The 24,583-nt window shown below is 69.1% G+C and carries 26 protein-coding genes; 15 read left to right on the top strand and 11 right to left on the bottom strand.

Annotated features, from left to right (window positions below):
* The first annotated feature begins 8 nt into the window (after window positions 1–8).
* Together ACWEKR_RS22550 and ACWEKR_RS22555 are read left to right on the top strand one after the other, a co-directional pair.
* Entirely contained in the window at window positions 9–479 is a 471-nt protein-coding gene (locus ACWEKR_RS22550) for a carboxymuconolactone decarboxylase family protein (RefSeq protein WP_159843268.1), read from the top strand.
* Between the two features lie 455 nt (window positions 480–934).
* Window positions 935–2,047 carry a 3-deoxy-7-phosphoheptulonate synthase gene (locus tag ACWEKR_RS22555; RefSeq protein WP_195085687.1) on the top strand — a complete coding sequence of 371 codons (1,113 nt, stop codon included), beginning with the start codon at window positions 935–937 and terminating at the stop codon, window positions 2,045–2,047.
* Here the strand turns inward: ACWEKR_RS22555 and ACWEKR_RS22560 are convergent.
* The gene (locus ACWEKR_RS22560) at window positions 2,024–2,557 is read right to left on the bottom strand and encodes a class I SAM-dependent methyltransferase (RefSeq protein WP_452356139.1); all 534 of its coding nucleotides are present in this window, start codon (window positions 2,555–2,557) and stop codon (window positions 2,024–2,026) included. The two genes, ACWEKR_RS22555 and ACWEKR_RS22560, sit on opposite strands and share 24 nt — an antisense overlap.
* Window positions 2,554–3,174, bottom strand: a complete 621-nt coding sequence (locus ACWEKR_RS22565; RefSeq protein ID WP_452356140.1) for a GNAT family N-acetyltransferase — start codon at window positions 3,172–3,174, stop codon at window positions 2,554–2,556. The genes ACWEKR_RS22560 and ACWEKR_RS22565 overlap by 4 nt, the downstream gene beginning before the upstream one ends.
* Window positions 3,175–3,275: 101 nt before the next feature.
* Between ACWEKR_RS22565 and ACWEKR_RS22570 the strand changes: the two genes are divergently transcribed.
* The 3 genes from ACWEKR_RS22570 (at window position 3,276) to ACWEKR_RS22580 (ending at window position 6,227) form a co-directional block, all read left to right on the top strand.
* The gene (locus ACWEKR_RS22570; RefSeq protein ID WP_452356141.1) at window positions 3,276–4,187 is read left to right on the top strand and encodes a sigma-70 family RNA polymerase sigma factor; all 912 of its coding nucleotides are present in this window, start codon (window positions 3,276–3,278) and stop codon (window positions 4,185–4,187) included.
* A 268-nt stretch (window positions 4,188–4,455) separates the two neighbouring features.
* Window positions 4,456–5,622 carry a pyridoxal phosphate-dependent aminotransferase gene (locus ACWEKR_RS22575; protein WP_452356142.1) on the top strand — a complete coding sequence of 389 codons (1,167 nt, stop codon included), beginning with the start codon at window positions 4,456–4,458 and terminating at the stop codon, window positions 5,620–5,622.
* A gap of 50 nt (window positions 5,623–5,672) precedes the next feature.
* Window positions 5,673–6,227, top strand: a complete 555-nt coding sequence (locus ACWEKR_RS22580) for a dihydrofolate reductase family protein (RefSeq protein ID WP_452356143.1) — start codon at window positions 5,673–5,675, stop codon at window positions 6,225–6,227.
* Between the two features lie 11 nt (window positions 6,228–6,238).
* Here the strand turns inward: ACWEKR_RS22580 and ACWEKR_RS22585 are convergent, their stop codons facing one another.
* The 3 genes from ACWEKR_RS22585 to ACWEKR_RS22595 all read right to left on the bottom strand — a co-directional run bounded on the left by ACWEKR_RS22585 (window position 6,239) and on the right by ACWEKR_RS22595 (window position 7,943).
* A complete protein-coding gene (locus ACWEKR_RS22585) occupies window positions 6,239–6,883 on the bottom strand; it encodes a LysE family translocator (RefSeq protein ID WP_452356144.1) in 645 nt (214 codons plus the stop codon).
* A 77-nt stretch (window positions 6,884–6,960) separates the two neighbouring features.
* Complete coding sequence (locus ACWEKR_RS22590; protein WP_452356145.1) at window positions 6,961–7,506, bottom strand: hypothetical protein; 546 nt, start codon at window positions 7,504–7,506, stop codon at window positions 6,961–6,963.
* Window positions 7,506–7,943, bottom strand: a complete 438-nt coding sequence (locus ACWEKR_RS22595) for a DUF6973 domain-containing protein (RefSeq protein WP_452356146.1) — start codon at window positions 7,941–7,943, stop codon at window positions 7,506–7,508. Before ACWEKR_RS22595 ends, ACWEKR_RS22590 begins: the two co-directional genes overlap by 1 nt.
* Before the next feature lie 4 nt (window positions 7,944–7,947).
* On the opposite strand from ACWEKR_RS22595, the gene ACWEKR_RS22600 reads away from it, so the two are divergent.
* The gene (locus ACWEKR_RS22600) at window positions 7,948–8,559 is read left to right on the top strand and encodes a hypothetical protein (protein ID WP_452356147.1); all 612 of its coding nucleotides are present in this window, start codon (window positions 7,948–7,950) and stop codon (window positions 8,557–8,559) included.
* 146 nt (window positions 8,560–8,705) lie between these two features.
* Here ACWEKR_RS22600 and ACWEKR_RS22605 read toward each other — a convergent pair whose 3' ends face one another.
* Window positions 8,706–8,849 (bottom strand): hypothetical protein, encoded by a 144-nt coding sequence (locus ACWEKR_RS22605; protein ID WP_452356148.1) that lies wholly within the window; start codon window positions 8,847–8,849, stop codon window positions 8,706–8,708.
* Between the two features lie 365 nt (window positions 8,850–9,214).
* Here ACWEKR_RS22605 and ACWEKR_RS22610 point away from each other — a divergent pair, with 365 nt between their 5' ends.
* The 5 genes from ACWEKR_RS22610 (at window position 9,215) to ACWEKR_RS22630 (ending at window position 16,020) form a co-directional block, all read left to right on the top strand.
* Window positions 9,215–11,329 carry an acyltransferase family protein gene (locus ACWEKR_RS22610; RefSeq protein WP_452356243.1) on the top strand — a complete coding sequence of 705 codons (2,115 nt, stop codon included), beginning with the start codon at window positions 9,215–9,217 and terminating at the stop codon, window positions 11,327–11,329.
* Window positions 11,330–11,477: 148 nt separating this feature from the next.
* The gene (locus tag ACWEKR_RS22615) at window positions 11,478–13,136 is read left to right on the top strand and encodes a DNA repair helicase XPB (RefSeq protein ID WP_452356149.1); all 1,659 of its coding nucleotides are present in this window, start codon (window positions 11,478–11,480) and stop codon (window positions 13,134–13,136) included.
* Between the two features lie 41 nt (window positions 13,137–13,177).
* Complete coding sequence (locus ACWEKR_RS22620) at window positions 13,178–13,846, top strand: DUF3239 domain-containing protein (RefSeq protein ID WP_452356150.1); 669 nt, start codon at window positions 13,178–13,180, stop codon at window positions 13,844–13,846.
* A 53-nt stretch (window positions 13,847–13,899) separates the two neighbouring features.
* Window positions 13,900–14,538 carry a LysE family translocator gene (locus ACWEKR_RS22625; RefSeq protein WP_159843294.1) on the top strand — a complete coding sequence of 213 codons (639 nt, stop codon included), beginning with the start codon at window positions 13,900–13,902 and terminating at the stop codon, window positions 14,536–14,538.
* Window positions 14,539–14,628: 90 nt separating this feature from the next.
* Entirely contained in the window at window positions 14,629–16,020 is a 1,392-nt protein-coding gene (locus ACWEKR_RS22630) for a M1 family metallopeptidase (protein ID WP_452356151.1), read from the top strand.
* A 4-nt stretch (window positions 16,021–16,024) separates the two neighbouring features.
* Here the strand turns inward: ACWEKR_RS22630 and ACWEKR_RS22635 are convergent, their stop codons facing one another.
* Window positions 16,025–16,855 (bottom strand): hypothetical protein, encoded by an 831-nt coding sequence (locus tag ACWEKR_RS22635; protein WP_452356152.1) that lies wholly within the window; start codon window positions 16,853–16,855, stop codon window positions 16,025–16,027.
* 296 nt (window positions 16,856–17,151) lie between these two features.
* Between ACWEKR_RS22635 and ACWEKR_RS22640 the strand changes: the two genes are divergently transcribed.
* Entirely contained in the window at window positions 17,152–17,682 is a 531-nt protein-coding gene (locus ACWEKR_RS22640; RefSeq protein ID WP_452356153.1) for an LppU/SCO3897 family protein, read from the top strand.
* Here ACWEKR_RS22640 and ACWEKR_RS22645 read toward each other — a convergent pair whose 3' ends face one another.
* A complete protein-coding gene (locus ACWEKR_RS22645) occupies window positions 17,683–19,977 on the bottom strand; it encodes a helicase-associated domain-containing protein (protein ID WP_452356154.1) in 2,295 nt (764 codons plus the stop codon).
* Window positions 19,978–20,087: 110 nt separating this feature from the next.
* Between ACWEKR_RS22645 and ACWEKR_RS22650 the strand changes: the two genes are divergently transcribed.
* Entirely contained in the window at window positions 20,088–20,276 is a 189-nt protein-coding gene (locus ACWEKR_RS22650; RefSeq protein WP_195085671.1) for a hypothetical protein, read from the top strand.
* 83 nt (window positions 20,277–20,359) lie between these two features.
* On the opposite strand, the gene ACWEKR_RS22655 is transcribed toward ACWEKR_RS22650, so the two are convergent.
* A complete protein-coding gene (locus ACWEKR_RS22655) occupies window positions 20,360–20,986 on the bottom strand; it encodes a resuscitation-promoting factor Rpf1 domain-containing protein (protein ID WP_159843302.1) in 627 nt (208 codons plus the stop codon).
* A 407-nt stretch (window positions 20,987–21,393) separates the two neighbouring features.
* Window positions 21,394–21,636 carry a hypothetical protein gene (locus tag ACWEKR_RS22660; RefSeq protein WP_452356155.1) on the bottom strand — a complete coding sequence of 81 codons (243 nt, stop codon included), beginning with the start codon at window positions 21,634–21,636 and terminating at the stop codon, window positions 21,394–21,396.
* A gap of 188 nt (window positions 21,637–21,824) precedes the next feature.
* Between ACWEKR_RS22660 and ACWEKR_RS22665 the strand changes: the two genes are divergently transcribed.
* Window positions 21,825–22,244, top strand: coding sequence for a cold-shock protein (locus ACWEKR_RS22665; protein WP_452356244.1), 420 nt, complete (start codon window positions 21,825–21,827; stop codon window positions 22,242–22,244).
* A 78-nt stretch (window positions 22,245–22,322) separates the two neighbouring features.
* Here the strand turns inward: ACWEKR_RS22665 and ACWEKR_RS22670 are convergent, their stop codons facing one another.
* Entirely contained in the window at window positions 22,323–23,858 is a 1,536-nt protein-coding gene (locus tag ACWEKR_RS22670; RefSeq protein WP_452356156.1) for a sulfatase-like hydrolase/transferase, read from the bottom strand.
* 113 nt (window positions 23,859–23,971) lie between these two features.
* On the opposite strand from ACWEKR_RS22670, the gene ACWEKR_RS22675 reads away from it, so the two are divergent.
* A complete protein-coding gene (locus ACWEKR_RS22675; protein ID WP_452356157.1) occupies window positions 23,972–24,565 on the top strand; it encodes a TetR/AcrR family transcriptional regulator in 594 nt (197 codons plus the stop codon).
* The last annotated feature ends 18 nt before the right edge of the window (window positions 24,566–24,583 follow it).

The following is a 24,583-nucleotide window of genomic DNA, read 5'->3' on the forward strand; positions in this document are numbered from 1 at the left end:
TGGGAATCATGGAACAGCGCTTCGAACTCTTCGCCAACCCGGTCGGCGGCAGCTTCATCAAGCGGCTCACCATGGCATCCAAGGTGATCAACGACTCCACTCTGGATGCCGCGACCTACGAACTGGTGAAGATTCGCGCCAGCCAGATCAACGGCTGCGGCTACTGCACCGACATGCACACCAAGGACGCGGCGCACGCCGGTGAGACCTCCGTGCGGCTCAACCTGATCGCCGCGTGGCACGAGGCCACCGTCTTCACCGAGGCCGAGCGCGCCGCACTGGCGCTCACCGAGGAGGCGACCCGGATCGGCGACGGCCGTGCGGTGAGCGACGCGGTGTGGCAGGAGGTGCGCAAGCATTACGACGACGACCAGATCGCCGCCCTGATCGCCGCCATCGCGATGATCAACGCTTGGAACCGGATGAACGTCATCGCCCGCACGCCCGCCGGTGATTACGTGCCCGGTCAGTGGGGGTGAGCCGGTTCGTCGGACACGGGCCGCGCCGTTCGCGGCCTCCTTCCCGCGGGACCGCGAACGGTGCTCACGCGCGACAACACCGGCCGATCAACGGTTTCCGAGCGAAGGACCGCCACGCGGCGTTCGTTCGCGGCTCGATGTGTATGCCGGCGGCGGCCAAGACTGCCGGGACGCGCTCGACAGCTGCCGGTGGCGTTCCGGACTGGGCCGGTCGACGACTTCGGGCGAAACACGCCGCGCCGACACCGTGGCAGATGACACAGTTCACCGATCGGTTGCAGGCTGGTACTGTCCCTCACGTGCAGCGCGTGTATTTCTGGTTTAGCAAGCCGGCCCAGGGTGGGCTGGTCTGCGGCTACCACGTGCGCTGACGAACTTCCACCCCGAGCCGGACGATGGACCGGCTCGACGGGATTCGCATCCGTGGGTCGGCCTCGAGAAAAGGACCCCACGACATGACAACCGCAGCCGACGTCGACGCACGGCATTCCGATCTGGATGATCAACGCACGCTCAACGTGAGCCCGCTGCGCTCGCCGGCCGAAGTGCGTCGCGTGCATCCGATCACCGACGCGCTCGCCGACACCGTCCGCGCGGGACGCAAGGCCACTGTCGACGTGCTGAACGGCGCGGATGATCGCCTGATGGTGATCGTCGGTCCGTGCTCCGTGCACGACCCGGCCGCGGCGCTGGACTACGCGCGCCGTCTGGCGGCGAAGGCCGCCGAACTCGGCGACCGGCTGCACGTGGTGATGCGGGTCTACTTCGAGAAGCCGCGCACCAGCCTGGGCTGGAAGGGCCTGATCAACGACCCGCACCTGGACGGGTCGTTCGACGTCAACACCGGATTGGGCTTCGGCCGCAAACTGCTGGTCGACATCACCGCTCTCGGTCTTCCGGTGGCCTGTGAGTTCCTGGACCCGATCACTCCGCAGTACATCGCGGATCTGGTGTCCTACGGTGCGATCGGGGCGCGCACCGCGGCCAGCCAGGTGCACCGCCAGCTCAGCAGCGCGTTGTCGATGCCGGTCGGGATCAAGAACGGCACCGACGGCGACGTCCAGGTGGCCGTGGACGGCGTGCGCGCCGCGGCGGCCAGTCACGTGTTCCCCGGCACCGACCTCGACGGTCGTGCCGCGCTGATCCGCACCACCGGCAATCCGGACTGCCACGTGATCCTGCGGGGCGGCAGCACCGGGCCGAACTACGACGCGGCTTCGGTCGCCGAGGCGTGCCTGCGACTGGAGAAGGCGTCGTTGCCGCAGCGGATCGTGGTGGACGCCAGCCACGGCAACAGCAACAAGGACCACAACAAGCAGGTCGACGTGGTCACCGACATCGCGCGGCGGCTGGCGGCGGGCGAGCCCGGTGTCGTCGGCGTCATGCTGGAGAGCTTCTTGGTCGCCGGACGCCAGGATCTGACCCTCGGCCACGCCGACGAACTCACCTACGGGCAGTCGATCACCGACGCGTGCCTGGACTGGGAGACCACCGCCGCGCAGCTGGACCATTTGGCCGACGCGGTTGGGCGGCGGCGCGCGTCGTCAGCAGCCGAGCACACCCAGTAAGTCGCCGGAGGCGATGGTCCGGACAGCGAAGCCTGCCTCGGTCAGGTGTTCGGTCAGCCGGGCGAGCGGCGGCTTCGGACTGGTCGGAGCCGTGGCGTCGGGTGTGCCGTACCCGTAGAACAGGCCCAGCGTCGCGCCCGGCGCCAGCAGTCGCCGGATCAGTGCGAGTTCCGCGGTGGGGCGCTTGGTCCAGAACAGGTTGACATTGACCGCCAGTATTTTGTCGAAACTCGCCGCCCCGGTCGCGCGCAGCAGCCGGTCCGGGTCCAGGTCGGCGAGGTCGGCATGCACCAACCGGACCCGGCCCGACTCCAGCCGCGCGGCATGTCGTCTGCCTGCCCGGGAGACAGCGGTGGCGGAGCGCTCGACGCCGACGACCATGCCGTCGATCGCCTGCTCGGCGAGGTAGCCGATCGAATCACTGGACCCGGGGCCGATTTCCAGCACCCGGTCGGCCGGCCGCACCGCCATGGTGCGCACGATCCACGCGAATCGCGGGTCGGTCGTCATCGTGCGCGAGCTTCGCCCGGCGCCTGGGCGCTAGACGTCCGGCGGTGGCGGAATTCGGCGGGCCAGTCGTCCGCCGGACCGGGCGGGTCGGTGCGCAGGCGGGCGGCGAGCCAGTGATCGCGGCGTCGACCGCGCTGAATGCTGCCGAGCCGGGACAGGCCCTCGTAGTGAAACCCGGCGCGGCGCGCGACCGCGGCCGACGCGTAGTTGCCCACGAACGCGCGCCAGGCGATCCGCTCCAGGGCCAAGCCGTCGGCGCGAAACCCGAATTCACACACCAGATCGACCGCCTGCGTCATCAGGCCGCGCGACCGCTGGGCCGGGGCGAGCCAGAAACCGATCTCGGCCGCGCTCTGGTCGCGCTCGCCCAGACCGATCATGCCGATCACCGGTCCGTCGGCGCGCAGCCGCAGAGCCCAGGTGGGGCTGCGCGCCGCCCAACCCGGGACGACCATCTCGTCGATGAAGGTCACGGCGCTGTCGCGGACGTACGGCACCGGGATGGTCACCCACTCCGCGATGGCCGGGTCCTGACAGCACGCGGTGATGGCGTCGACATCGGCCGCCGTCGGAGCCGACAGCCAGATTGTTCCGTTCGACAGCGCGTGGTGGTCCATCGCGTCATGCTGTCACGGAAGGGCCCGGCGAATCATCCGGAATCGCCTGCCGCCGATGCGGCGCGGGGCGGCTGTCGACCGGACCGTAGACTCCCCCCTCGATGGTTGCCGCGCTACTTTCCGACCTGTTCGAGTCCCATCGGGCGCATTTGCTCTCGGTCGCCTATCGGCTGACGGGCAGCGTCGGCGATGCCGAGGACGCGGTTCAGGAAAGCTGGTTGCGTTTGGCGGGCGCGCACCAGTCCGAGATCGACGATCTGCGGGCTTGGCTGACCACCGTGGTGAGCCGGATCTGCCTGGACCGTCTGCGGAGTGCGGCGGCGCGGCGGGAGAGTTACGTGGGGCAATGGCTGCCGGAACCCGTGGTCACCGCACGCACTCCGTCGAGCACTCCGGATCCGTTGGAAGCCGTGGTGCGCAAGCAGGAGTGCCGGTTCGCGGCGCTGGTCGTGCTGGACACCCTGACGCCGCCGCAGCGCGTGGCTTTCGTGCTGCACGACGGGTTGTCGGTGCCGTTCGACGAGATCGCCGACATCCTCGGCATTTCGGCCGATGCCGCGCGGCAGCTGGCGGTGCGCGCCCGCAAGGCGGTGACGCGGGCGCCGCAACCGGTGCCCGATGCCGAGCACGAGGCCGCCGTGCAGCGCTTCCTCGTCGCGCTGAGTTCCGGTGACGTGGCCGCCGTCGCCGCGGCGCTGCACCCGGACGCGGTGATGATCGGCGATGCCAACGGCACCACCGCCACCGCGATCAACGTCCTGCACGGTGCCGATCGCATCGCCCGCTTCTACCTCGGCCTGGTGCGCAAGTACGGACTGGCGGAGGCGTCGCCGGTGTACGAATTCGTCTCGGTGAACGGGCAATTGGGTCTGAAAGTAGCGGCGCGTCCGGCGGAGGAAGGCCGAAGCGGCTATCCCGCGCGGGTGGTCGGCTTCACCGTGCGGGACGGAGCGGTCTGGGGGACCTACGATCTGGCGAACCCGGCCAAGCTGGGCGGCATCCGGCTGGGTTGAATCCGGCGGGGAGGACATCGACGCGGACCCCGGCACGCTCGCCGAGCGCCTCGGAGGCGGACGGAGCGAGATGTAAGCGTGCCCGGCTGGTCCGTGATGCGGGGGACAGCTCGACCTGCTCGCCGCTGGACCACCGTCCACGGGCTTCCGGTGGTGATTCCGGACCGCGTCTGTTCGCGCGGAGCCGAATCGATCGCGCGCGGAACTCCCGACCTTGCCCGCTGACAGGGGGCGCGGAGCGATAGAGAGAGGGGGCTACTCTCCGGTTATGCCCTCGCGACACCAGACCGTTGCCCGCCTGCGCCCTTTCGCGTCCACCATATTCGCCGAGATGACCGAACTCGCCGTCCGGCACGACGCGGTCAACCTGGGCCAGGGCTTTCCCGACACCGACGGGCCCGCGAGCATGCTGGAAGCAGCGCGTCGCGCCATTGCCGACGGACTCAACCAGTACCCGCCGGGGCGCGGCATGCCGGTGCTGCGCCGGGCCGTGGCCGACGACCGGGCGCGGCGCTACGGGACCGATTACGACCCGGATTCGCAGGTGCTGGTGACGGTGGGCGCGACCGAGGCGATCAGCGCGGCGGTGCTCGGCTTGGTCGAACCCGGCGAAGAGGTGGTGCTGATCGAGCCGTACTACGACTCGTACGCCGCGGCGGTCGCGCTGGCCGGAGCCCGGCGGCGCACGGCACGCCTGGTGGCCGGCGGGGATCGGTTCGTCCTCGACCTGGACAGCCTGCGCGCCGCGATCACCCCCGCGACCCGGATGCTCATCGTCAACTCGCCGCACAACCCGACCGGCACGGTGCTCGGCCGCGCGGACTTGCAGGCGATCGCCGAGATCGCCTGCGAACACGACATCCTGGTGCTCACCGACGAGGTCTACGAGCACTTGGTCTACGACAACGCCGAACACGTCAGCCTGGCCACCCTGCCGGGCATGGCCGAGCGGACGGTCGTGGTGTCGAGCGCGGCGAAGACCTTCAGCGTCACCGGGTGGAAGACCGGGTGGGCATGCGGGCCCGCCGAGCTGATCGAAGGGGTGCTCGCGGCCAAGCAGTTCCTGACCTTCGTCGCGGGCGGGCCGTTCCAGCCCGCTGTGGCACACGCGATCGCTCACGAGCTGGGCTGGGTCGCCAAGCTGCGGGAAAGCCTGTCCGAGAAGCGTCTTCGGCTCTCCGCCGCGCTCGCCGACACCGGGATGCGGGTGTACCGGAGCGCGGGCGGCTACTTCGTCGTCGCCGATATCACTCCGCTCGGCGCGGGCGACGGCCTGGCGTTCTGCCGTGCACTGCCCGAGCGGCTCGGTGTGGCGGCGGTGCCGGTGAGCGCGTTCGCCGACGACACCGCCGCATGGAGTCACCTGGTGCGTTTCACTTTCTGCAAGCGGGACGAGACGCTGGAGGAAGGGGTCCGGCGGTTGCGTCGCGGCTGATCGCGAAACCTTGCCGCGATCTGTCAGGTTTCGCTGGCATCGTGCGTGCCATGGCAACCCAGTACTACACGGCGACCAGTCTCGACGGATACCTCGCCGACACGGACAACTCGCTCACCTGGCTTTTCGAGGTCGACGGAGCGGATGACGCGCAGGCGGGCATCGCGGGCTTCTTCGCGCAGGTCGGCGCCATGTGCATGGGCGCGACCACCTATGCGTGGATGGTGGCCAACGAGCCGCCCGAAAATTGGCACAAGAACTACGGTGATCTCCCGTGCTGGGTGTTCACCCACCGGGAGCTGCCGGCGATACCCGGCGCGAATCTCCGTTTCGTCTCCGGTGCGGTCGAGGCGGTGCACCGAGAGATGGCCGAGGCGGCCGGTGCGCGCAACATCTGGGTCGTCGGCGGCGGCGATCTGGCCGGGCAGTTCGCCGACGCGGGACTGCTCGACGACATCATGGTGAGCGTCGTCCCGGTGACGCTGGGCGCGGGCGCTCCGCTGCTGCCGCGCCGCATCCTGTCCACCCGGATGCGGCTCGTCGGCGTCGAGCAGGCCGGTCAATTCGCCGAACTGCACTATCGCCTGACTTCCGGCCCGAGCTGAGGGGTGCGGCGTCAGGCCGGTATCGGCCGGGCGCGGTCGGTGGCGAGGAGTGCGGCGACCGCGCCGAGCATGGTGCCGGTGACGTAACGCTGGGTGCGCAGCCACAACGGGCGGCCGGTGAGGAAGCTCGCCAGACCGCCCGCACCCAGGACGATCAGACCGTTCACGGTGAGTGCCACCGCGATCTGCACCGCGCCCAGGCACAGGCTCTGCAACCAGACCTTCCCGTGCTCCGGCGTGACGAACTGCGGGATCAGCGCCATGTACATGATCGCGATCTTCGGGTTCAGCAGGTTGGTGACCAGTCCCATGGTGAACAGCCGCCGGGCGGGATCCGTGGACAGCGTCGTGGGCGTGAACACCGAGACGCCGCCCGGCCGCACCGCCTGCCAGGCCAGCCACCCCAGATACGCGGCTCCCGCCAGCTTCACCGCCAGATACAGGCCCGGAACCACCGCGAACACCGCCGTGATCCCCGCCGTCGCCGCCGCCAGATACACCCCGAACCCGGCCGCCACCCCGGCCAGCGAGACCAACCCGGCCCGCCGCCCCTGCGACACCGTCCGCGACACCAGGTACATCATGTTCGGCCCTGGCGTGAGCACCATCCCCAACGCCGCTACCGCAACCCCGGCCACCGCCGCCATCTCTATCATGACCCGATCGTCGCCCGCTCCCATCCCCTTTGTCGCGGTCCACTCGCCACCCGCTGGACGTGAGCGAACGGGTTGGCTTACGCCGGTTGGAAGTACCCGGTGCTTCCAGGTGATCGCGGTGGCACCGGCTCCAGGCGGGTGTCGGGGCGCAACACGTCGCCACTGCGATACCGGTGGAAGTACTCCTTGCTTGTGTCCGTGCGGATCGATTGCAGTGGCCTGTCGCCGTCGAAGAAGACGTAGAACACTTGCGCAGGCCCGTCGCTGCCGACTGCGGTCGGGAGGTTCGGCCAGCAGTAATCTTGGAGGCCGCTGGCTTGATTCATGCGCTCCCGGGTGATGCCGGCTTTGGCCACCACGACCCGATCCCAGGTAGCCGACCAGCCCGCCGCCTGCGTCAGATCCGCTACGCTCACCTCCTCGGGCCTGCCGAGGGCTTCGGAAACCGCACGGTCGAGGCCGCTCCTCGCGCCCAACGGCTCGGCCGTGGACAACATGTCGAATGAGCCGGTGCAGGTGGCGCCGATACCGTTGTCGTGTCCGCTCTGCGATGAAGAACACGCTGTCATGGTCGCGACGACGATCCCGAGAGTCGTCAACGAGGCCGTGCGTAAGGCATTCATCATTTCGCTCCTGGAAGAGGAATGTCCGATGGGTTCGGCGAGACCGTGTCGCCGATCGGAACGCGATTACTCCACTCGATCTGCTGCCGGTTGTCGATCACGATCGCCTGCCCCGCATCGATTCGCCGGCGGACCAGGCGTTGCAGTTCCTCGGGTGAAGGATCGGGATGATCGACCGCGATTTTGCGGCCTTGCTCGTTGTTGTAGAGGTCCATGGCTTCACGCGCTGGGGTGTTCGCACCCGTTCCCTCGTGGGCTGTGGCGAACGATTCCGTCCATTCTTCGCCGTATTTCTGGGTCATCAAGGCGTTCCAGTACATGTGACGATAGGCATCGCCATGATCGTCTGCCCAAGCCGAGGGAATATCGGGGTATGCGGCTTTCGCCGCGTTCTCGGCCTGTGACTTGAGTTCGAAAAATTCGGCGACGTCCGCCACGCCGGTGGGTTTCCATGAGAAGCGTCGAGACGAGTGCCGCCTCTTCCGGTGTCATGAGTGTCGGCTGGAAGTCGGGGTAGAGCAGGCGGATTTCGGTCAACAGCAGGCCGGAGGGCCACAGACTGGCACCCGACTTCGACGGTGTGGTCTGGTATTTGTTGAGAATCTTGGCCAGTTCGGGATCCTCCGGCATCGCGGTGGCGCCGCGTTTGACTTCGTCCGACAACTCTTCCAGCCAGCGTCGCACCTGATCGGCGCCTTCCTTGTCCGCCTGCTGTACAGCCGTGAGCGCAGCCCTGATCTGGGCGGTGAGATACGCCTCGTAGCCCTCCTTCTCGACGAGACCGGAAGGGCCAAATTTCAAGAGGACTTCCCCACTCGACATCCGGGAGTCGACGCCGCCGTCGTCTCTGACGAACAGATCGAATTCCGACTCTTCCGCCTCGGCCTTCTTTTCGCGGATGACATCGATGTAGTCGACGATCGACGCGATGTGCTTGTAGATCTCCAGTTGGATTCCGGCGAGCACTTCTTTTGTGCGGCGGGCATGCTCGCGATCCTGATGTCCCCGGTCGCGCGCCGATTCGCCCGACTTTCCTCGATAGTATGTATATGACATGTCTATCGACACTGCGGCTTTGTGGGTATGGTCGTCGAGCTGAGAGGCTTTCTCTTTGAACTTGTCCGCGATCGCGATCGCGGCACGTGGATCCCAGGACAGGACCAATGGAACAGTGAGCGCGTCGACATAGTTTCCTCCGCTCACTTCTGTCCCGCCTGCTTCAGCCGAGACGCGAATTCGGCGTCCTGCGCCAGGAAGGTCTCGACCGCAGCGTCCGCGCTGTCGGCGAAACCGCGCAACTGACGCGTGTGGTACTCGATCACCTTCTCCAATGCTCCACTCAAAGAGTCGATCGTCGCCGCGATGTCCGACTTCGGGAGCGTCGGCTCCGCGCGCAGCCTTGGGCCAGGGGTACCAACTGCGCGGTCGCATCGGCATGGCCACGAACTATACGAGCGAGTTCGCGAGTCTGTTCCGGATCAAGGTCGAAATCGCCCATGACGCCCCCTCTTTCGGTCTGGCCCTCGAAGCCGGGATCATACCTGCCGACGCTGCGCCGATGCCGCCGCGACAGCGATGGAGAGGGCCGAAGACGCAGGCGGAGGCGCGTGCCCGGCGGCGAGTCGCCGGGACTCGCGCGGCCGGACCGATGACAATGCTGCGCATGGCGGCCACGGTCAGCGGGTTGGGGAATCGGCGGGCGGAGCCGATGGAAGGAGTGTCGCCGCGGGCGGCATTCCGGCGGGATGTCGAGGGAATGCGGGCGGTCGCGGTGCTGGCCGTGGTGCTTTTCCATGCCGGTGTGCCGGGGATCGGTGGTGGATTTGTGGGGGTGGATGTATTTTTCGTGATTTCCGGTTTTCTGATCACGGCAATGCTGTATCGAGAAGCGGCGGCCGGTGGCACTGTCGGGCTCGTCCGTTTCTACGGTGCGCGGGCGCGCAGGCTGCTGCCCGCCGCGGGTGTCGTGCTCGTCGCCACGGCGATCGGCGCGGCCGTGCTGCTGTCGCCGCTGCAGGCCCGCCAAGCGCTCGGCGACGGGATCGCGAGCGCGCTGTACGCCGGGAACTACCGGTTCGCCTGGCAGGGCACCGACTACCTCGCCGCGGACGCGCCACCCTCGCCGTTCCAGCACTTCTGGTCGCTCGGTGTGGAGGAGCAGTTCTACCTGATCTGGCCGGCGCTGGTGATCGTGACGGCTCGGCTCGTGCGACGCCGGGGCAGCGGTTCGGCCACCGCGCTGCCGTACCTGATCGTCCTCGCTGTCGTCGCCGCGCTCTCCTTCGCGGTCGCGCTGACCTGGACGCGCACCATGCCGCCGTGGGCGTTCTTCGCACTGCCCGCGCGGGCCTGGGAGCTGGCGGCGGGCGGCGTGGTGGCGCTGTCGGCCGTCTTCTGGTCCCGGTTACCGAAATCGGTGTCCACCTGCGTGGGGTGGACGGGAGCCGGTTTGATCGTCGTGGCCTGCGTTCGGCTCGACGAGAAGACTCCGTATCCGGGCATCGCGGCGCTGCTGCCCGTGCTCGGCGCGGTCCTGGTCATCGGGAGTGGCTGTGCCGCGGCGCGATCCGGCGTCGGTCGCGTCCTCGCGGTGTCTCAGATGCAGGCCATCGGCAGGCTGTCCTACTCCTGGTATCTGTGGCACTGGCCGGTGCTGGTGCTGGCCCCGCATGCGCTCGGCCGGCCCCTCGGGCTGGTCGGCGCGCTGGGCGCGGTCGCCATGGCCGGTGGGCTGGCCGCGCTCACCCAGCGGCTGATCGAGAATCCGGTTCGCTTCGCCGCCCGTCTGCGCGGTTCGGGCGGGCTCAGCCTCGCCTGCGGTGGCGCGAGCACCGCGCTGGCCGTCGGTGTCGCGCTCGCGCTGCTGGTGCTCGTGCCCCCGCCGGTCGGGCGCGGCACGGCGGCGCAGAGCCTCACGCTGACGACACCGATCGCGCCGGCCACTCCCACCGATCCCTACGATGCGGCGATCGAGCAATTGACCGCGCAGACCCAAGCGGCGGTCGCCGCGTCGGCGGTGATCCGCGACGTTCCGTCGAACCTCACGCCCGCGCTGTCGAACGCCCGCGGCGACCGAGCGGAGGTGTTCGACAACGGTTGCTTCCGTTCCTGGACCGACGTGAGTCAAGGCGAGTGCGCCTCCGGTGATATCGCTTCGGCCACCACGGTCGTGTTGGTGGGCGACTCCCACGCGGCGATGTGGCAACCGGCGTTCGAGGAGATCGCCACATCGCGCCATTGGCGGCTGGAGACGATGGCGAAAGTCACCTGCCCGCTGCTCGACCTGCCGATCACCAGCCCCTACCTGGGCCGCGAGTACACCGAATGCGAGCAGTGGCGCGGACAGATCATGACCCGGCTGCGGCAGGACCGTCCCCGGCTGGTCGTGGTGAGCATGTCCCGGCGCTACGGCGGCGACTTCGGCTTCGTCTCCTACGATCCGGCGTGGATCGACGCCGTGCGCCGCCTGGCCGCCGCGCTGCGCGCGACGGGCGCGGCGGTGCTCGTGCTCGGCGGGATACCCGATCCGCATGCCACCGTGCCCGCGTGCGTGGCCGAGCATCTCGACGACGCGTCGGCCTGCGCGCCCGCCCGGACGGTCGCGGTCGACGACGCGGGTATCGCCGCTGAGCGTGCGGCTGCCACTGCGGGAGGCGGGCAGTTCGCCGACCTGACCGCGCTGTTCTGCACGGCGGCCCGCTGCCCGGTAATCGTCGGGAACGCTCTGGTCTACCGCGACGACAACCACCTCACGATCGGGTACGCCACGACGCTGGCGCCGGTCATCGGCGCACTCGCCGACCGTGCGCTCGCGCACGGCTGAGCAGTGGGTGCGGTTCGCGGGAAGACATGGCGCCTTTCCGGCGTTACACCCGGTCGCTGCCTGCCGCGCTTCGCGGGAAGGGCCGGTAACCTGCGAGGTTGTCGGAGGGGTCGGGGAGAATGGCGGGGAATCTAGCTGAGGAGGGACTGTGAACGACGGTCCGCTGATCGTGCAGAGCGACAAGACGCTGCTGTTGGAGGTCGACCACGAAATGGCCGATTCGGCGCGGCAGGCGATCGCGCCGTTCGCCGAGTTGGAGCGGGCGCCGGAGCACGTGCACACCTATCGGGTGACGCCGCTGGCGCTGTGGAACGCGCGCGCGGCAGGACACGACGCCGAGCAGGTGGTGGACGCGCTGGTCAGTTTCTCCCGGTACGCGGTGCCGCAGCCGTTGCTGGTCGACGTGGTGGACACCATGGCCCGTTACGGCAGGCTGCAGCTGGTGAAGCATCCCGCGCACGGGTTGACGCTGGTCAGCCTCGATCGCGCGGTGCTGGAGGAGGTGCTCCGGCACAAGAAGATCGCGCCGATGCTCGGCGCGCGCATCGATGACGACACGGTGGTGGTGCACCCGTCCGAGCGCGGCCGGATCAAGCAGATGCTGCTGAAGATCGGCTGGCCCGCCGAGGACCTCGCGGGCTACGTCGACGGTGAGGCGCACCCGATCGAACTCGACTACGCGACCGATGGCTGGCACCTGCGCGACTACCAGCAGATGGCCGCCGACTCGTTCTGGGCGGGCGGCTCCGGCGTGGTGGTGCTGCCCTGCGGCGCGGGCAAGACGATGGTGGGCGCCGCGGCGATGGCCAAGGCCAAGGCGACCACGCTGATCCTGGTCACCAACACGGTGGCGGGCAGGCAGTGGCGGCGCGAACTGCTCGCGCGCACCTCGCTCACCGAGGACGAGATCGGCGAGTACTCCGGCGAGCGCAAGGAGATCCGCCCGGTCACCATCGCCACCTACCAGGTGATCACGCGTCGCACCAAAGGTGAGTACAAGCACCTGGAACTGTTCGACAGCCGTGACTGGGGCCTGGTCATCTACGACGAGGTGCACCTGCTGCCCGCCCCGGTCTTCCGGATGACCGCCGATCTCCAGTCCCGCCGGCGGCTGGGCCTGACCGCGACGCTGGTGCGTGAGGACGGCCGTGAGGGCGACGTGTTCTCGCTGATCGGCCCGAAGCGCTACGACGCGCCGTGGAAGGACATCGAGGCCCAGGGGTGGATCGCGCCCGCCGAATGCATCGAGGTCCGGGTCACCCTGACCGATGCCGAGCGGATGGCCTACGCGACCGCCGAGCCGGAGGAGCGGTACAAACTGTGCTCCACCGCGCACACCAAGATCGCCGTGGTCGAATCGATCCTGGCGCAGCATCAGGACGCGCCGAGCCTGGTCATCGGGGCCTACCTGGATCAGCTGGACGAACTCGGCGCCGCACTCGACGCCCCGGTGATCCAGGGCTCGACGAAGACCAAGGAGCGCGAGGAACTGTTCGACGCGTTCCGGCGCGGCGAGATTCCGGTGCTCGTGGTGAGCAAGGTGGCGAACTTCTCCATCGATTTGCCCGAAGCGTCGGTGGCCGTGCAGGTCTCGGGTACCTTCGGCTCGCGGCAGGAGGAGGCGCAGCGTCTCGGTCGGCTGCTGCGTCCGAAACACGACGGCGGCCAGGCGCATTTCTACTCGGTCGTCGCGCGTGACACACTCGACGCCGAATACGCCGCGCATCGTCAGCGTTTTCTCGCCGAACAGGGGTATGCCTACCGCATCACGGATGCCGACGACTTGCTCGGCCCCACCATCGGATAAGCGGAGGCATATCCTCCGCAAGCTGTGCTAGGAATGAGGGCGTGCGACGCTTCGAATTCGCGGTGGACCGCGAGCACGCCCACGCGGTCAACGAAGTCTTCGCCGACCTTCGCCGGCTGCGTCTCCTGGCGATCGCCGCCGCGGTTGTCGCGGCGACCGGGACGGCGGTTCTCATCTGGCTGGGTCATCCCTGGGCGTATCTGCTCGCGGTCGCGTTCGCGCTCGGGGCGGTGACGGCGTTGTGGGTGGCCCTGTGGACGCCGTGGCATTCCAGCATCGACAAGCTGTACGCGGACGGTGAGCTGGTTCCCGCGGTGGTCTCGGAGGCGCGCCCCTCCGGCGTGGTGCTGCTCGCCTTGGTCGATGTGTCGACGCCGGATACGAGCGATCCGCGCTATGCGTTGGTGACCAGGAAAGTCCGCGACCTCCCCGGTCACACGGCCAGGGCGGGGGAGCGCGTGCCGTCGGTCGCCGTGCGCACCGACCGCGCGCCGCGGCAGGTGGGTCAGCGCTGGCAATCGGTGAGCGCCATGCCGATCGCCTGGGGCACCACCGACGGCTCGGTCATCGCCCGCGCCCGCGCGGCGATCAGCGAGGCCGAGTGGCGGCTGCTCACCCACAATCTGGCGCTCGCCGAGAAGGTGCGGCGCACCGCGACGAAACGGTTGCTGCTCGACCCGCACCACCTGCCCGGCGACCTCGGTTCCTGAATCCGGCTGCGCTCGCGCGCTTTACCGGTTGCGGCGGCGTTTAGACTCGAAACATGGTTCCAGCGTCCGATCTGCTGGCTTTCGTCGCCGCCGCGGTGGTCATCATCGTCGTGCCCGGCCCCGGGGTGCTGTTCACCATCGGTCGCGCGCTCACGCTCGGCCGCCGCGCGGCACTGCTCTCGGTGCTCGGGCACGCGGCGGGCGTCTACGCGGCTCTGGTCCTGGTCGCCTTCGGTCTCGGGACCCTGCTCACCGCGTCAGCGCTGGCGCTCACCGTGGTCAAGTTCGCGGGCGCGCTGTATCTGATGTATCTGGGAATCCAGGCGATCCGTCGGCGTTCGGCGTTGCGCGAAGCGCTGGGCGCCTCGATCGAACCGGAGCCGCACACGCGGGTGCTGCGCCAGAGCGCGATCGTCGGGTTGACCAATCCCAAGGCGATCGTCTTCTTCTCCGCGGTGCTCCCGCACTTCGCCGACCCGGCGGCGGGTTCGCTGTCGTGGCAGTTCCTGCTGCTCGGCACCGTGTTCCTGGCCATCGCGCTGGTTTCCGACAGCGCGTGGGCGCTGCTGGCCGCCTCGGCGAGGTCCTGGTTCGCCAAGTCGCCGCGCAGGCTGGAGGCGGTCGGCGGCGCGGGCGGGGTGATGATCTTCGGCGTCGGCGCGTCGGTGGCGCTCACCGGAAGCGGCGACTGAAGCCGTTACCATCCAGCGAAGTCGGTGCGCCGGTACCGGCAGCAGGCGGGGTGGAAAGGGGTGGTCGTTCGTATGAGGTTGTCGGCCCGTATGTGCGCCGCGGTCGCGTGCGTGGTCGTCGCGGGGTCGTGGGTGCCCGCGCACGCCGACCCGCCACCCGATCCGCTGGTCGGCGCACCGGGACTGGGCGACCCGTACTACCCGCTCGACGGCAACGGCGGCTACGACGTCCACCACTACGACGTCGGGATCGACTACGACCCGCCGAGCCGTGCGCTGGCCGGCACCGCCACGATCACCGCGCACGCCACCCAGGCCCTGCGCGTGTTCAACCTCGATTACGCGGGACCGGAGGTGCGCACGGTGTCGGTGAACGGGCTTCCCGCCGAGTTCGAGCGCAACGGCGAGCACGAGTTGACGGTGACGCCTGCGCTCGTCCTGCTGCCCGGCCTGCCGTTCACCGTCACCGTCGAGTACGCGGGCCCCGCGGTGAACACCAACGGCGAGGGATGGACCTTCGCTCCCAGCGGCGGCGCGTTCGTCGCGGGCGAGCCGCACTCGGCGACGAGCTGGTACCCGCTCAACGACACCCCGCTGGACAAGGCCACGTTCAGCCTGAACGCGACGGTTCCCGCGGAGTGGGAGGTCGTCTCCAACGGCGTGCGCGTCGAGAACGTGGTGGACGGTGCGAAGCGGACGGTCCGCTGGATCAACGCCAAGCCGGTGCTCGGCTACCTGACCACCGTCGCGATCGACAAGTTCGACTACCTCGAGCAGCGCAGGGCCAACGGCATTCCCTTGATCAGCGCGTTCGCGCCGAACGCCGAGGAGCGCCAGCGCGAGCTGGAGCAGCGTCTGCCGGAGATCCTGGACTTCGCCGAAAAGCTCTACGGCCCGTATCCGTTCGAGGCGGCGGGCGGTATCCACCTGGACGCCGACATCTCCTTCTCGCTGGAGACCCAGACCCGCCCGATCTACGCGCCTGCGATCGACCTGCAGACCGTGGTGCACGAGATCGCGCACCAGTGGTGGGGCGACTGGGTGTCGGTGCGCCAGTGGTCGGACATCTGCCTGAACGAGTGCTTCGCCAGCTACACCGCCGACTATCTGTGGCCGGAGCGGATGGAGGGCGAGAACGTCGACGACGACTACCGCGAGACCATCCAGAAGTATCGCGACAACCAGAAGTTCTGGAACGTTCCACTGGAGAACCCCGGCGTCGGGAAAGAGTTCACCTCCGTCTACTACCGCGGCCCGCTGTTCCTGCACGCACTGCGCAAACAGATCGGCGACGAGGTGTTCTTCGGGGCCGTCCGGGACTTCCTCGCCGTGCACGCCTACGGCAACGCCTCGATGCCGGAGTTCCGCGCTTTCGTGCAGTCCAGGTCGCCCATGGACCTGACCGGCTTCTTCCACGCGTGGCTGAACACCACCGCGCCGCCGCCGCAGGAGTACCTGTTCCCGGGCGTGTTGCGCAGCTGAGACCTCAGCCGTCCGCCACGCGCTGCCCGGCCTTCGCCACCCTGCGTTCTGCTCGCTCCACCTGACGGCGTGCCGCCTGCAGTTCGTCTTTCGCCGACCGCTCGGCCGACTTGCGGAACTGCCGCTGCTGTTCGGCGTGCGCGAGCTCGTCGCGCAGCGCGGCCACGCGTTCCTCGGCCGCGGACAGTTCCCCGGTCGCCTCCGCGAGCGCGGCGCGTGCCGAATCCTCGTCGGCGCGCGCGGTTTCCAGCGCCTCCCGAGCCTCCGCCAGCTCCCGGCGGACACTGTCGTCCGGCTTCTGCCGGGATGCCGCCCGTCCGCGCCGCGCGGCCGGTTCGGGAACCGCGAGCAGATCCGGGCCGCTCGGCCCGAAGCCCTCGTAGCTCGCGGCCGTGACGAGCGTCCCCGCGCGCAGCCGGTCGGCCACCTCCGCGTCGGCGAGTGCCGCGGTCAACGTCTGGCCGAGTTCCCGGACGACGCCCTCGCCGACCGGATGCCCTTGTTCGGCGGCGAGCGCCCCCGCCTTCTTGGCGAGGGCGTTGACCAGTTGCTGCCGCTGTGCGGTCAGCTCGCGCAATTGTTCGGCGGAGAGTTTCCGCTGAGCGGCGGCCAGGGCGGCGCCGAGCCGCAGCAGTGCGTCGACGTCGTCGGGCGCGGCGCGCGACAGCAGATTGGCCGCCCAGGCGGTCAGCGTGGGTTTGCGCAGCTTGCCGATGGCGGCCGCGAGCTGCTTGTCGCCCGCGTGCTTCGCCGCGGCCGCCCGGTCCGCGCGCGCCGCGACGAACTCCGTGGGCGCCAGGCCGTACAGGTCGCGCGCCACGTCCTCGACCGTCATACTGCCCAAGCGTAACGACCGGGTCTCGGCCGACGACACACTCCGCATACCGGACATCAGTCCAGTTGCGTAGAAAATGCGAAAGGCGTTGCTAGTGAATTACTCTGCGTTCCTGCTGCTCGGCCGTCTGCTCCCCAGCATCCTGGGTTACGCGCTCATGGGGCTGTACGGTACGCACAGCATCTGACGCGCGCCGTTCGCCCTCGCCCGGTGAGCTGATGCGGCCGCCGCGGTCGTACGGGTATCCTCACCGCGTTCACGAGCCCGTGAACGTGTTCGGTGAGAGAGGTTTTCAGGTGAAGTTTCCAGGAGCGAGGCTGCTGGCACGCATCGTGCTCGCCCTCGTCGCGGTAGCCGCGGTGGTGGTCGCGGTGGCCGGCTGTTCGATGATCGAGGACGCGGGCAAGTCGGACACCGCCAAGGCCAAGGTCGGCGACTGCATCAACGTCATCGAGGGCTCGGCGGTCGATTCCAAGACCGAGCCGGTGGACTGCTCGTCGGACAAGGCCGTGTACAAGGTCGCGCAGTCGTCCGACAAGAAGACCGACTGCGCCGCCGACTACACCTCCTACGAGGAGACCTTGGCCGGCGGTACCACCGCGTTCCTGTGCCTGGCGCCGAACTTCAAGGAAGGCAGCTGCTACAACGAGAGCAGCACGACCGGATACAAGCACGTGGACTGCGCCTCGCCGGACGCCACCTTCAAGGTGCTGAAGCGGATCGACGGCCAGGCGGACGAGTTGCTGTGCGGTGCGGACGCCGACAGCTTCCGGCTGATCGAAACCGACCCGAAGGCCACCTTCTGCACGGCCAAGCCGAAGGGCTGATCACTCCAGCAGGGCGACCGACGCGATCCGGTGCAGCGTGAAGTGCCGGACCGCGCCGGTCACGGGGTCCAGCGCGTCGAGCTGACCGTTGCCCACTTTCAACGGTTCCACCACCCGCTGCGTGGCGACCCCTTGGGCGTCGACGTAGCCGATGTTCACCGACCGCCGCACCCGCGCCGCGAGCTGGAGCAAGGCGAGGGTGGCGGCGGTGTTGGTCCGGGTGCCGTCCGGGCGCACCGCCTGACCGGACCTGGCGCTGGCGGCGCGTTCGCCGGCGCGCAACTCGGTGACGAGCAGTTCGAGCTGCTCGGTACTGGGCGGGGTCGGCCGGTACGGCTGCCGCGCGGCCGGGCGCACCGAGATACGCGCGCCGCGCGGCCGCAGATCGACGATCGCGCCGGCCGCGTTCTCACCCGCGGGCGCGAATCCGGCAGCGCGCAACCGCTCCAGTAGTTCGCCCAGCGGCGCTTGGGCGATGGCGACGGTCGGCGCGATGGCCCGTAGGGCCAACTCGCTCGCCACCGGCGCCGAGAGCACCTGGACCAGCAGCGCCGGATCGTCGCTGCGGATGAACGACTGCGCCATGCCCGCCCGCAACTGACCGTGGCGCCTGGCCACGTCATCGATCAGATAGGTCAGCGCCTGCGGGATCGGCGTCCGGGAATGTGTGGCGAACAGCGCGTGCAGCTCGGCTGCCGTCGAACCGGCGTCCAAAGCGCGACGCACCGAGGATGCGCCGATCCGATACACCGTTGCTGCGCCCGCGGATTCCACGTCGGCGACGAGAGCCACGCGCCGTTGGAGGTCGGCGGTCAACGGGCCCGGCGCGATCACCGTCAGATCCGCCTGCACCAGCACGTGATCCACCGGCTCCGGCAGCGCCGCCTCCATCTGCGCCTCCGCATCGGCCGCGCTGGTCGGCGCCGCGTGCAGGAGTGCCCGCGCCGCCGAGCCGAGCGCGCCCCGGCCGACGAATCCGAGCGCCGCCGCCTCGGCCAGCGTCTGTTCGACCACCTCCGGTCGGAAGTTCCTGCGCCTGCGGGGCTGCTGCCAGGCAAGTACCCGGCCGATGTCCGCGGGGTCCAACGCCGTGCCGGACGGATACTCGGCGAGCAGGGCGAGGATCGCGCGCCGATCGCGCGGCGCGTTCGGGCTGCGCAGCTCCAGTGCCAACGCCGCAAGGGGCTTGTCGTTGGCATCGCGCATGCCGATCATCCACGGCATCCGATCCAAGTCCAGCCAGGTCGATCCGAGCGTGACCCAGCGCCGCGCCGGCGGCGATTCCAGCCAGGAGTCCACCAGCGGTGTCGGCGCCCAGAAGTCGTCGGTCGTATCGAAGTCCGGCGGCGGGTCCGGCAAACCTTTCTCGATCAGTTTCGCGGCGGCCAGCAGCTCGACCAGCAAACCCGCGCGGGGCTCGTCCACACCGGCCTGCTTGGCGATGCGGCGCAGTTCCCGCACGCCCAGGCCGCCCGCGCGCAGGGCGGGAGCGGGGGCCTGGCCGAGCACATCGAGCACGGCGGCGCAGTGCCGCAGCAGCTCGCCGACCTCGCCCGCCGCGACGGCGTTCACATCGGCGGGCGTCTGTTTGACGGTCTGTGGTTGCGGCGGAGTCAGCGCATGCGGGTGGGTGACCGGTTCCCGCCGCAGCACCTGCCCGACGGTGACGGGAAGCTCGACCGTCTCGTCATCGATTCGGTGCAGCAGCCTGCGCGCCAGCAGCCGCTGAATCGGGCGGTCCGGCGGCGTGCCCGGTGCGGCGTCCTTGGTGCGCCCGCGCGGTCCGGTAGTGGCCAGCTTGTCCAGCAGAGCTCGTTCGGCCGGAAGGAGTTCGGGCAGCGCCGCGACCACCTCGGGTTCGGTGAGGGCGTCGGGGATCTCGGTCGCGGTGCCGATCGGCCACGGCAATGCCTCGGCGGCCGCCGGAATCAGGTGCAGTCCCTCGTCGGCGTCCAGCCAGACCAGCGCACGAGCGGTCAGCCGCTCCAGCGCGTGGTCGATCGCGGCGGCCGGCACCCGTTCGCACAATTGCACATGCAGTTCGGCGCGGCGGAGCGGGCCGCCGTCGGTGCGCGTCACCCCATGCGTCGCAAGGGTTTCCACGATGGCGAAATCGAGGGTGTTCAGGTCTTCGGTGGCGCGCAGCACCGACGCGCGCTGTTCGAGGCGGGCGGCGAGCACGGCCATGGAAGAGGGCAGCGGCACGGCCAGGTCGGGCCGAAGCTGCAACAGCCTCACGAGCTGGGCATCACTGCGGGCACCGAGCCATCCGGCGAGGGAGTCGGTCGCGGTCATCCGATCCAGCCTACGATGCTGGGCGGTCGCCCGCCGGAGTGCGGCGGTGCGGACCGGGCGGTGCGGGCTGCGGCGCGTGCGGGGAGAACGGCCCATGCCACAATGAGGTCGTGGTGAACAAATCGAAGAAATCCTACGTCGACAACGGCTGGCCGAAGGTCGCCGACGGTGACCACGCGGTCACCGAGCTCTCCTCGGCCCGCTCCGGTGGTCTCTCGCCCTACGGCGAGGACACCGAGTTCCCGGTCCCCGCTGAGCAGTTGCCCTACATGCACCCGAGCACGGTGATCAACCGCTGAGCGCGCGAACGGAACGTTCTCGGCTACGGAGAAGGGCCCCGCATCCATAGTGATGCGGGGCCCTTCTCGACGTCGCGTGGCGATCAGGAGGGCAGCAGGCCCTTGTTCGCCTCGTAGAAGTTCACGATCGCGGGGTCGAGGGTGACTCCGCTGGACTTGGCGGCATTGAAGAAGTCGAGAGCTTCCTTGGGCACCTGGACGCCCTGGCTCTGCACGACCTCGAGGGCGCGGTCGACGGCCGAGAAGATCTGCTGGGTGTCCGCCGGCGCGGCCTGGGCGGCCTGCGGCGCGGGGTTCCAGCGGGGGGTTTCGGCCTGGGCGGGCGCGGAGCGCGGGGTGGGCGCGCTGCTGAGGCCGAGCTTGGACGAGCAGGAGGGCCAAGCGCCCCAGCCCTGCGAGGCGAGCACCTTCTCGGCGACCGCGATCTGCTGTTCACGGCTGGCCTGGTTGGCGCTGGCGGCGTACTCCTGGCCGCCGTGGGCGCGCCACGTGCTCGGCGAGAACTGCAGCCCGCCCTGGAAACCGTTGCCGGTGTTGATGCCCCAGTTGCCGCCGGCCTCGCACTGAGCGAGTCGATCCCAGTCGGAGTCGGGTGCCGCGCTGGCGTTGCCTGCGAAAGCCACACCAGCGGTGCCGATGATGGCGCCGGTGACGGCGACCTTGGCTACCGTGCGGCCGGTCGAGCTTGGCTTGCGATGGCGTCCACTCATATCGGGTTCGTCTTCCTCTCGACGCACCTGCGACGTCTTCGGTTCTGGTTCGGACTGAGAGGTCGTCCGTTCCGCCCTCGCCCCTACGTTTCCGTCGGGGGTCCGGTACCCGCGGGGCGAGGCTCGGTGCGGCGGGCCGGTGGTTCGCCGGGTGTCCCGGCTGGATAAGACCGTACGTCGAACCGCGGGAAAAATCACTATTTGGTAACCGGCGTGTACCAACGGGTCTCGACTCGGTCTCAACAGCGCGAGAGGCTTTCGCGCAGCTAGAGGCGCTACGGCGGAGTCCGGTCAGTGCGGTCGCCGCGCCGTGACCTTCTCGTAATGTGACGAGGATCACATGTCCGAGTGGGTAACGATCGTGGCGGGTAACCCTTGTACGCCGCTTCGGAAGCCGGGCTCCGGTGCTATCGGGACCTGCGGCCCGAGCGCAGTGTGAACACGAGCGCGAGCACGAATCCCAGCGGGGCGAGCATGGCCCCGAAATAGAGCCACAGGCCCGGCTCGCCGTCGGTCAGCACGGGGATCGCGAAGATGACGACGATGGCCAGCAATCCGAGCGCGAACATGGCGAGCGCGAGCTGCAGCAACCAGTCGCCGCGCCGCTTGGGCGCGCCGCCGGATGGGGTCGGAGCGGAGGGGTTCGTCACGGCTCGACGGTAAAACTGATGTGCTTGCGTTATTCGCACCGGGGTAGACTCGATGGCAATCGCGTCCTGCAATCGTGCTGGGCGCGTTCTTTTCGCACAAGAAAAGGGCCGGTCGCGGGATCGGCCCGGCAGACGGATGTGCTCGGGCCGTAGGGGTCCGAGTTTTCGATGATGAACGGGTGAGCGCAGTGCCGACCGGCAGGGTGAAGTGGTACGACGTCGAAAAGGGCTTCGGCTTCCTTTCCCAGGACGAGGGTGAGGACGTCTACGTCCGCTCGTCCGCGCTCCCTCAGGGTGTCGAGGGTCTCAAGCCCGGCCAGCGTGTCGAATTCGGCATGGCCGCGGGCCGTCGCGGCCCTCAGGCGCTCAGCCTCAAGCTGCTCGAGGCGCCGCCGTCGGTCCGGCAGGGTCAGGAACGCAACGCGCGCAAGGAACCTGCCGCGCGCAGGCACACGGCGGACGAGTTGCACGGCATGGTCGAGGACATGATCACCTTGCTCGAGGCGAAGGTGCAGCCCGACCTGCGCAAGGGCAAGTACCCGGATCGGAAGACGGCGCAACGCATCTCGGAGGTCGTCCGCGCGGTGGCGCGCGAACTGGACCGGTAGTCGCCGAGGCGTTCGCATCGCTGCGCGTTCACGCGGCCGTGCGCGGTGGCCGCCCGGAGGCGCACGCGCAGCGGCGGATCACCGCCCGCCCAATTCTCGGGTGACAAGCGAATCGACGAGATCGTTCATCTCCTCGATGAGTTCGGCCGCGCCTTCGTTGTGGGCGAGGTTGCACATCTCGTGGGGATCTTCCTGCCGGTCGTAGAGCTCGTACTCGAAATCGGCGCGGGATCCGGCGATGTCCTGGGGCGTCGAGTAACGGGCGAAGCTGTAGCGGGGCGTGATGGCGCCTCGGAGGCAGTATTTGACGCCCGGTGCTCGACCGCCACTGGACTCGGCATCGGAGGTGACCAGGATCGCGTCGCGCAGCGAGCGTGTAGGGTCGGCCAGCACAGGTGTGAGGTCTTTGCCGGTGAGCGGGCTCCCCGCCGCAGCGTCGAGCCCGGCCAGGGCGGCCAGGGTGGGCACCAGATCGATGTGCGAAGTGAGTGCGGCCGTGGTCGTTCCGTGCGTCGCCGGATTACGGGGATCGGCGATGACCAAGGGGACGCGGTTGTTCTCGCGGTAGATCATCGCGCCCTTCTGGCGCAGTCCGTGCGCCCCGCCGAGCTCGCCGTGGTCGGCGACTCGGACCACGACGGTGTCGCTCGCGCCGCCGCTGCGGTCCAACGCCTCGAGGACCTGGGCCATCAATTCGTCAGTGCGGCGCAGCAATTCCAGATACCAGTTCCCCCACTGCCGCCACTGTGTGCGCCCGAGCGCCGAATCGACGTCATGGGGCATCGGGCCGCCGACGGCCTCGTTCATGGTGCGCCACACGGACTGCACCCGAGGTTTGGCCGACAGATCCGACTCGAAGTTCGGCGGCACGTCGGCGCCGTGCTCGGGGACGTCCTCCAGTCGGTAGAAGCGCGGGCAATACATCATGTCGTGCGGATTCACCATGCTGACCACGCACATCCACGGCTGACGGTCGCCGCCGTGGCGCCGTAGCCAGTCGACGGCGTTGCCCACCACGCCCGGGTCCGCATGGGTGCCCTCGTTCGGCCCACCGCCGGACAGAATGTCGTAAGCCTCATCGAATCCGTATGCCGAGAGCGCGGAGCCGTCGGTGCCGACCGGCTCGGAGAGGTGCCATTTCCCGATGTAGGCGGTCCGATAGCCGGCGTTCTTCAATACCGTGCCGATGGTGGGGATCGTGGTGTCGAGGTCCGGGCTCCAGGCATGCAGCGGCCCGAGCGCCGCGCCCATGAGGTCGTTGCCCCGGACGTTGTCCGTCATACCGGTGGCCGGAGCGTGCTGCCCGGTGAAGAACGCCGAGCGCGCAGGCGAGCACGGCACCGTCGGAGAGTGGTGCATGGCGAACCGGACGCCCGCGGCTTCCACCCTGGCGCGAGCGGGCAGGGTGAAGCCCGGCGGCAGGACGACATCCGCGCGCTCCTGATCGGTCATGAGCACCAAGATGTTCGGCCGCGACGCCGGCGTGGCGGCCGCCACGCCGGCGCGCACGCCGCTCAGGACGGGCACGGACGCGGCCGCCATCATCGCGAGCATCCGGCGTCGGTTCGGGGCCGGTGGGCGAGAGGACGTGGGGTGCGGTTCGAAGTCGGACACGAAGCGGAACCTTCCTGCTGCACAGACGGGTGCCACCCACTCTAACTGATTAATTGACGAAATCACTCAGTTGAACTTTTTCGCCGGTGGGGCCGGCGCGATACCGTGCACTCGTGTCACGAACCGAGACGACCTCCGTCACGCCACGCGGAGAACAGACGCGGCAGGCCATCCTGGACGTCGCCACGCGCCGGTTCGCCGATCAGGGTTTCCGCAATACGTCGGTGGCGGCGGTGGCGCGCGAGGTCGGGCTCGCGCCCTCGGCGGTGTATTTCCACTTCGCCGACAAGGAGGCGCTGTTCGTCTCCGCTTTCGACCGTGATGCCGCGCGACTGTGCGACGACGCGCTGGCCCGGTCGGGACCGATGGACGAGGCGTACTGGCAGCAGGTGGTCGGCCGGTTCGTGACCCGGCTCGATTCCTACCCGCTGGTGCATCGGGTCCTCGCGGGCCAGGAGCCCGGGTTGCTGGTCCGATTGGTGGACGGCGTTGTGCCGCAGCGCATTCGGCAGATGCTGGAAGCGTCGCTGCGCGCCGGTCAGCAGTCCGGGGACATCGCGGCGGATCTCGATCCGCGCGACACCGCGATCGCGCTGGAGGCCGTTTTCACCGCGGTCGTGATCACCGTGGTGCAGGTGGGCGGCAGCGGTTCCTCGGAACGCATCGACGCCGTCGCGCGCCTGGTGCGCACCGCGCTCACGAAGTAGCGCCCGAGGCGGCTCTCG

The organism is Nocardia sp. NPDC004573 (assembly GCF_053602135.1).

Coding starts and splice junctions, on each gene's coding strand:
- ACWEKR_RS22570 (WP_452356141.1), top strand. CDS start 3,276: ATGGTTGCCGCGCTACTTTCCGACCTGTTCGAGTCCCATCGGGCGCAT.
- ACWEKR_RS22590 (WP_452356145.1), bottom strand. CDS start 7,506: ATGAATGCCTTACGCACGGCCTCGTTGACGACTCTCGGGATCGTCGTC.
- ACWEKR_RS22550 (WP_159843268.1), top strand. CDS start 9: ATGGAACAGCGCTTCGAACTCTTCGCCAACCCGGTCGGCGGCAGCTTC.
- ACWEKR_RS22575 (WP_452356142.1), top strand. CDS start 4,456: ATGCCCTCGCGACACCAGACCGTTGCCCGCCTGCGCCCTTTCGCGTCC.
- ACWEKR_RS22580 (WP_452356143.1), top strand. CDS start 5,673: ATGGCAACCCAGTACTACACGGCGACCAGTCTCGACGGATACCTCGCC.
- ACWEKR_RS22585 (WP_452356144.1), bottom strand. CDS start 6,883: ATGATAGAGATGGCGGCGGTGGCCGGGGTTGCGGTAGCGGCGTTGGGG.
- ACWEKR_RS22555 (WP_195085687.1), top strand. CDS start 935: ATGACAACCGCAGCCGACGTCGACGCACGGCATTCCGATCTGGATGAT.
- ACWEKR_RS22610 (WP_452356243.1), top strand. CDS start 9,215: ATGGAAGGAGTGTCGCCGCGGGCGGCATTCCGGCGGGATGTCGAGGGA.
- ACWEKR_RS22630 (WP_452356151.1), top strand. CDS start 14,629: ATGTGCGCCGCGGTCGCGTGCGTGGTCGTCGCGGGGTCGTGGGTGCCC.
- ACWEKR_RS22565 (WP_452356140.1), bottom strand. CDS start 3,174: ATGGACCACCACGCGCTGTCGAACGGAACAATCTGGCTGTCGGCTCCG.
- ACWEKR_RS22645 (WP_452356154.1), bottom strand. CDS start 19,977: ATGACCGCGACCGACTCCCTCGCCGGATGGCTCGGTGCCCGCAGTGAT.
- ACWEKR_RS22635 (WP_452356152.1), bottom strand. CDS start 16,855: ATGACGGTCGAGGACGTGGCGCGCGACCTGTACGGCCTGGCGCCCACG.
- ACWEKR_RS22625 (WP_159843294.1), top strand. CDS start 13,900: ATGGTTCCAGCGTCCGATCTGCTGGCTTTCGTCGCCGCCGCGGTGGTC.
- ACWEKR_RS22655 (WP_159843302.1), bottom strand. CDS start 20,986: ATGAGTGGACGCCATCGCAAGCCAAGCTCGACCGGCCGCACGGTAGCC.
- ACWEKR_RS22560 (WP_452356139.1), bottom strand. CDS start 2,557: ATGACGACCGACCCGCGATTCGCGTGGATCGTGCGCACCATGGCGGTG.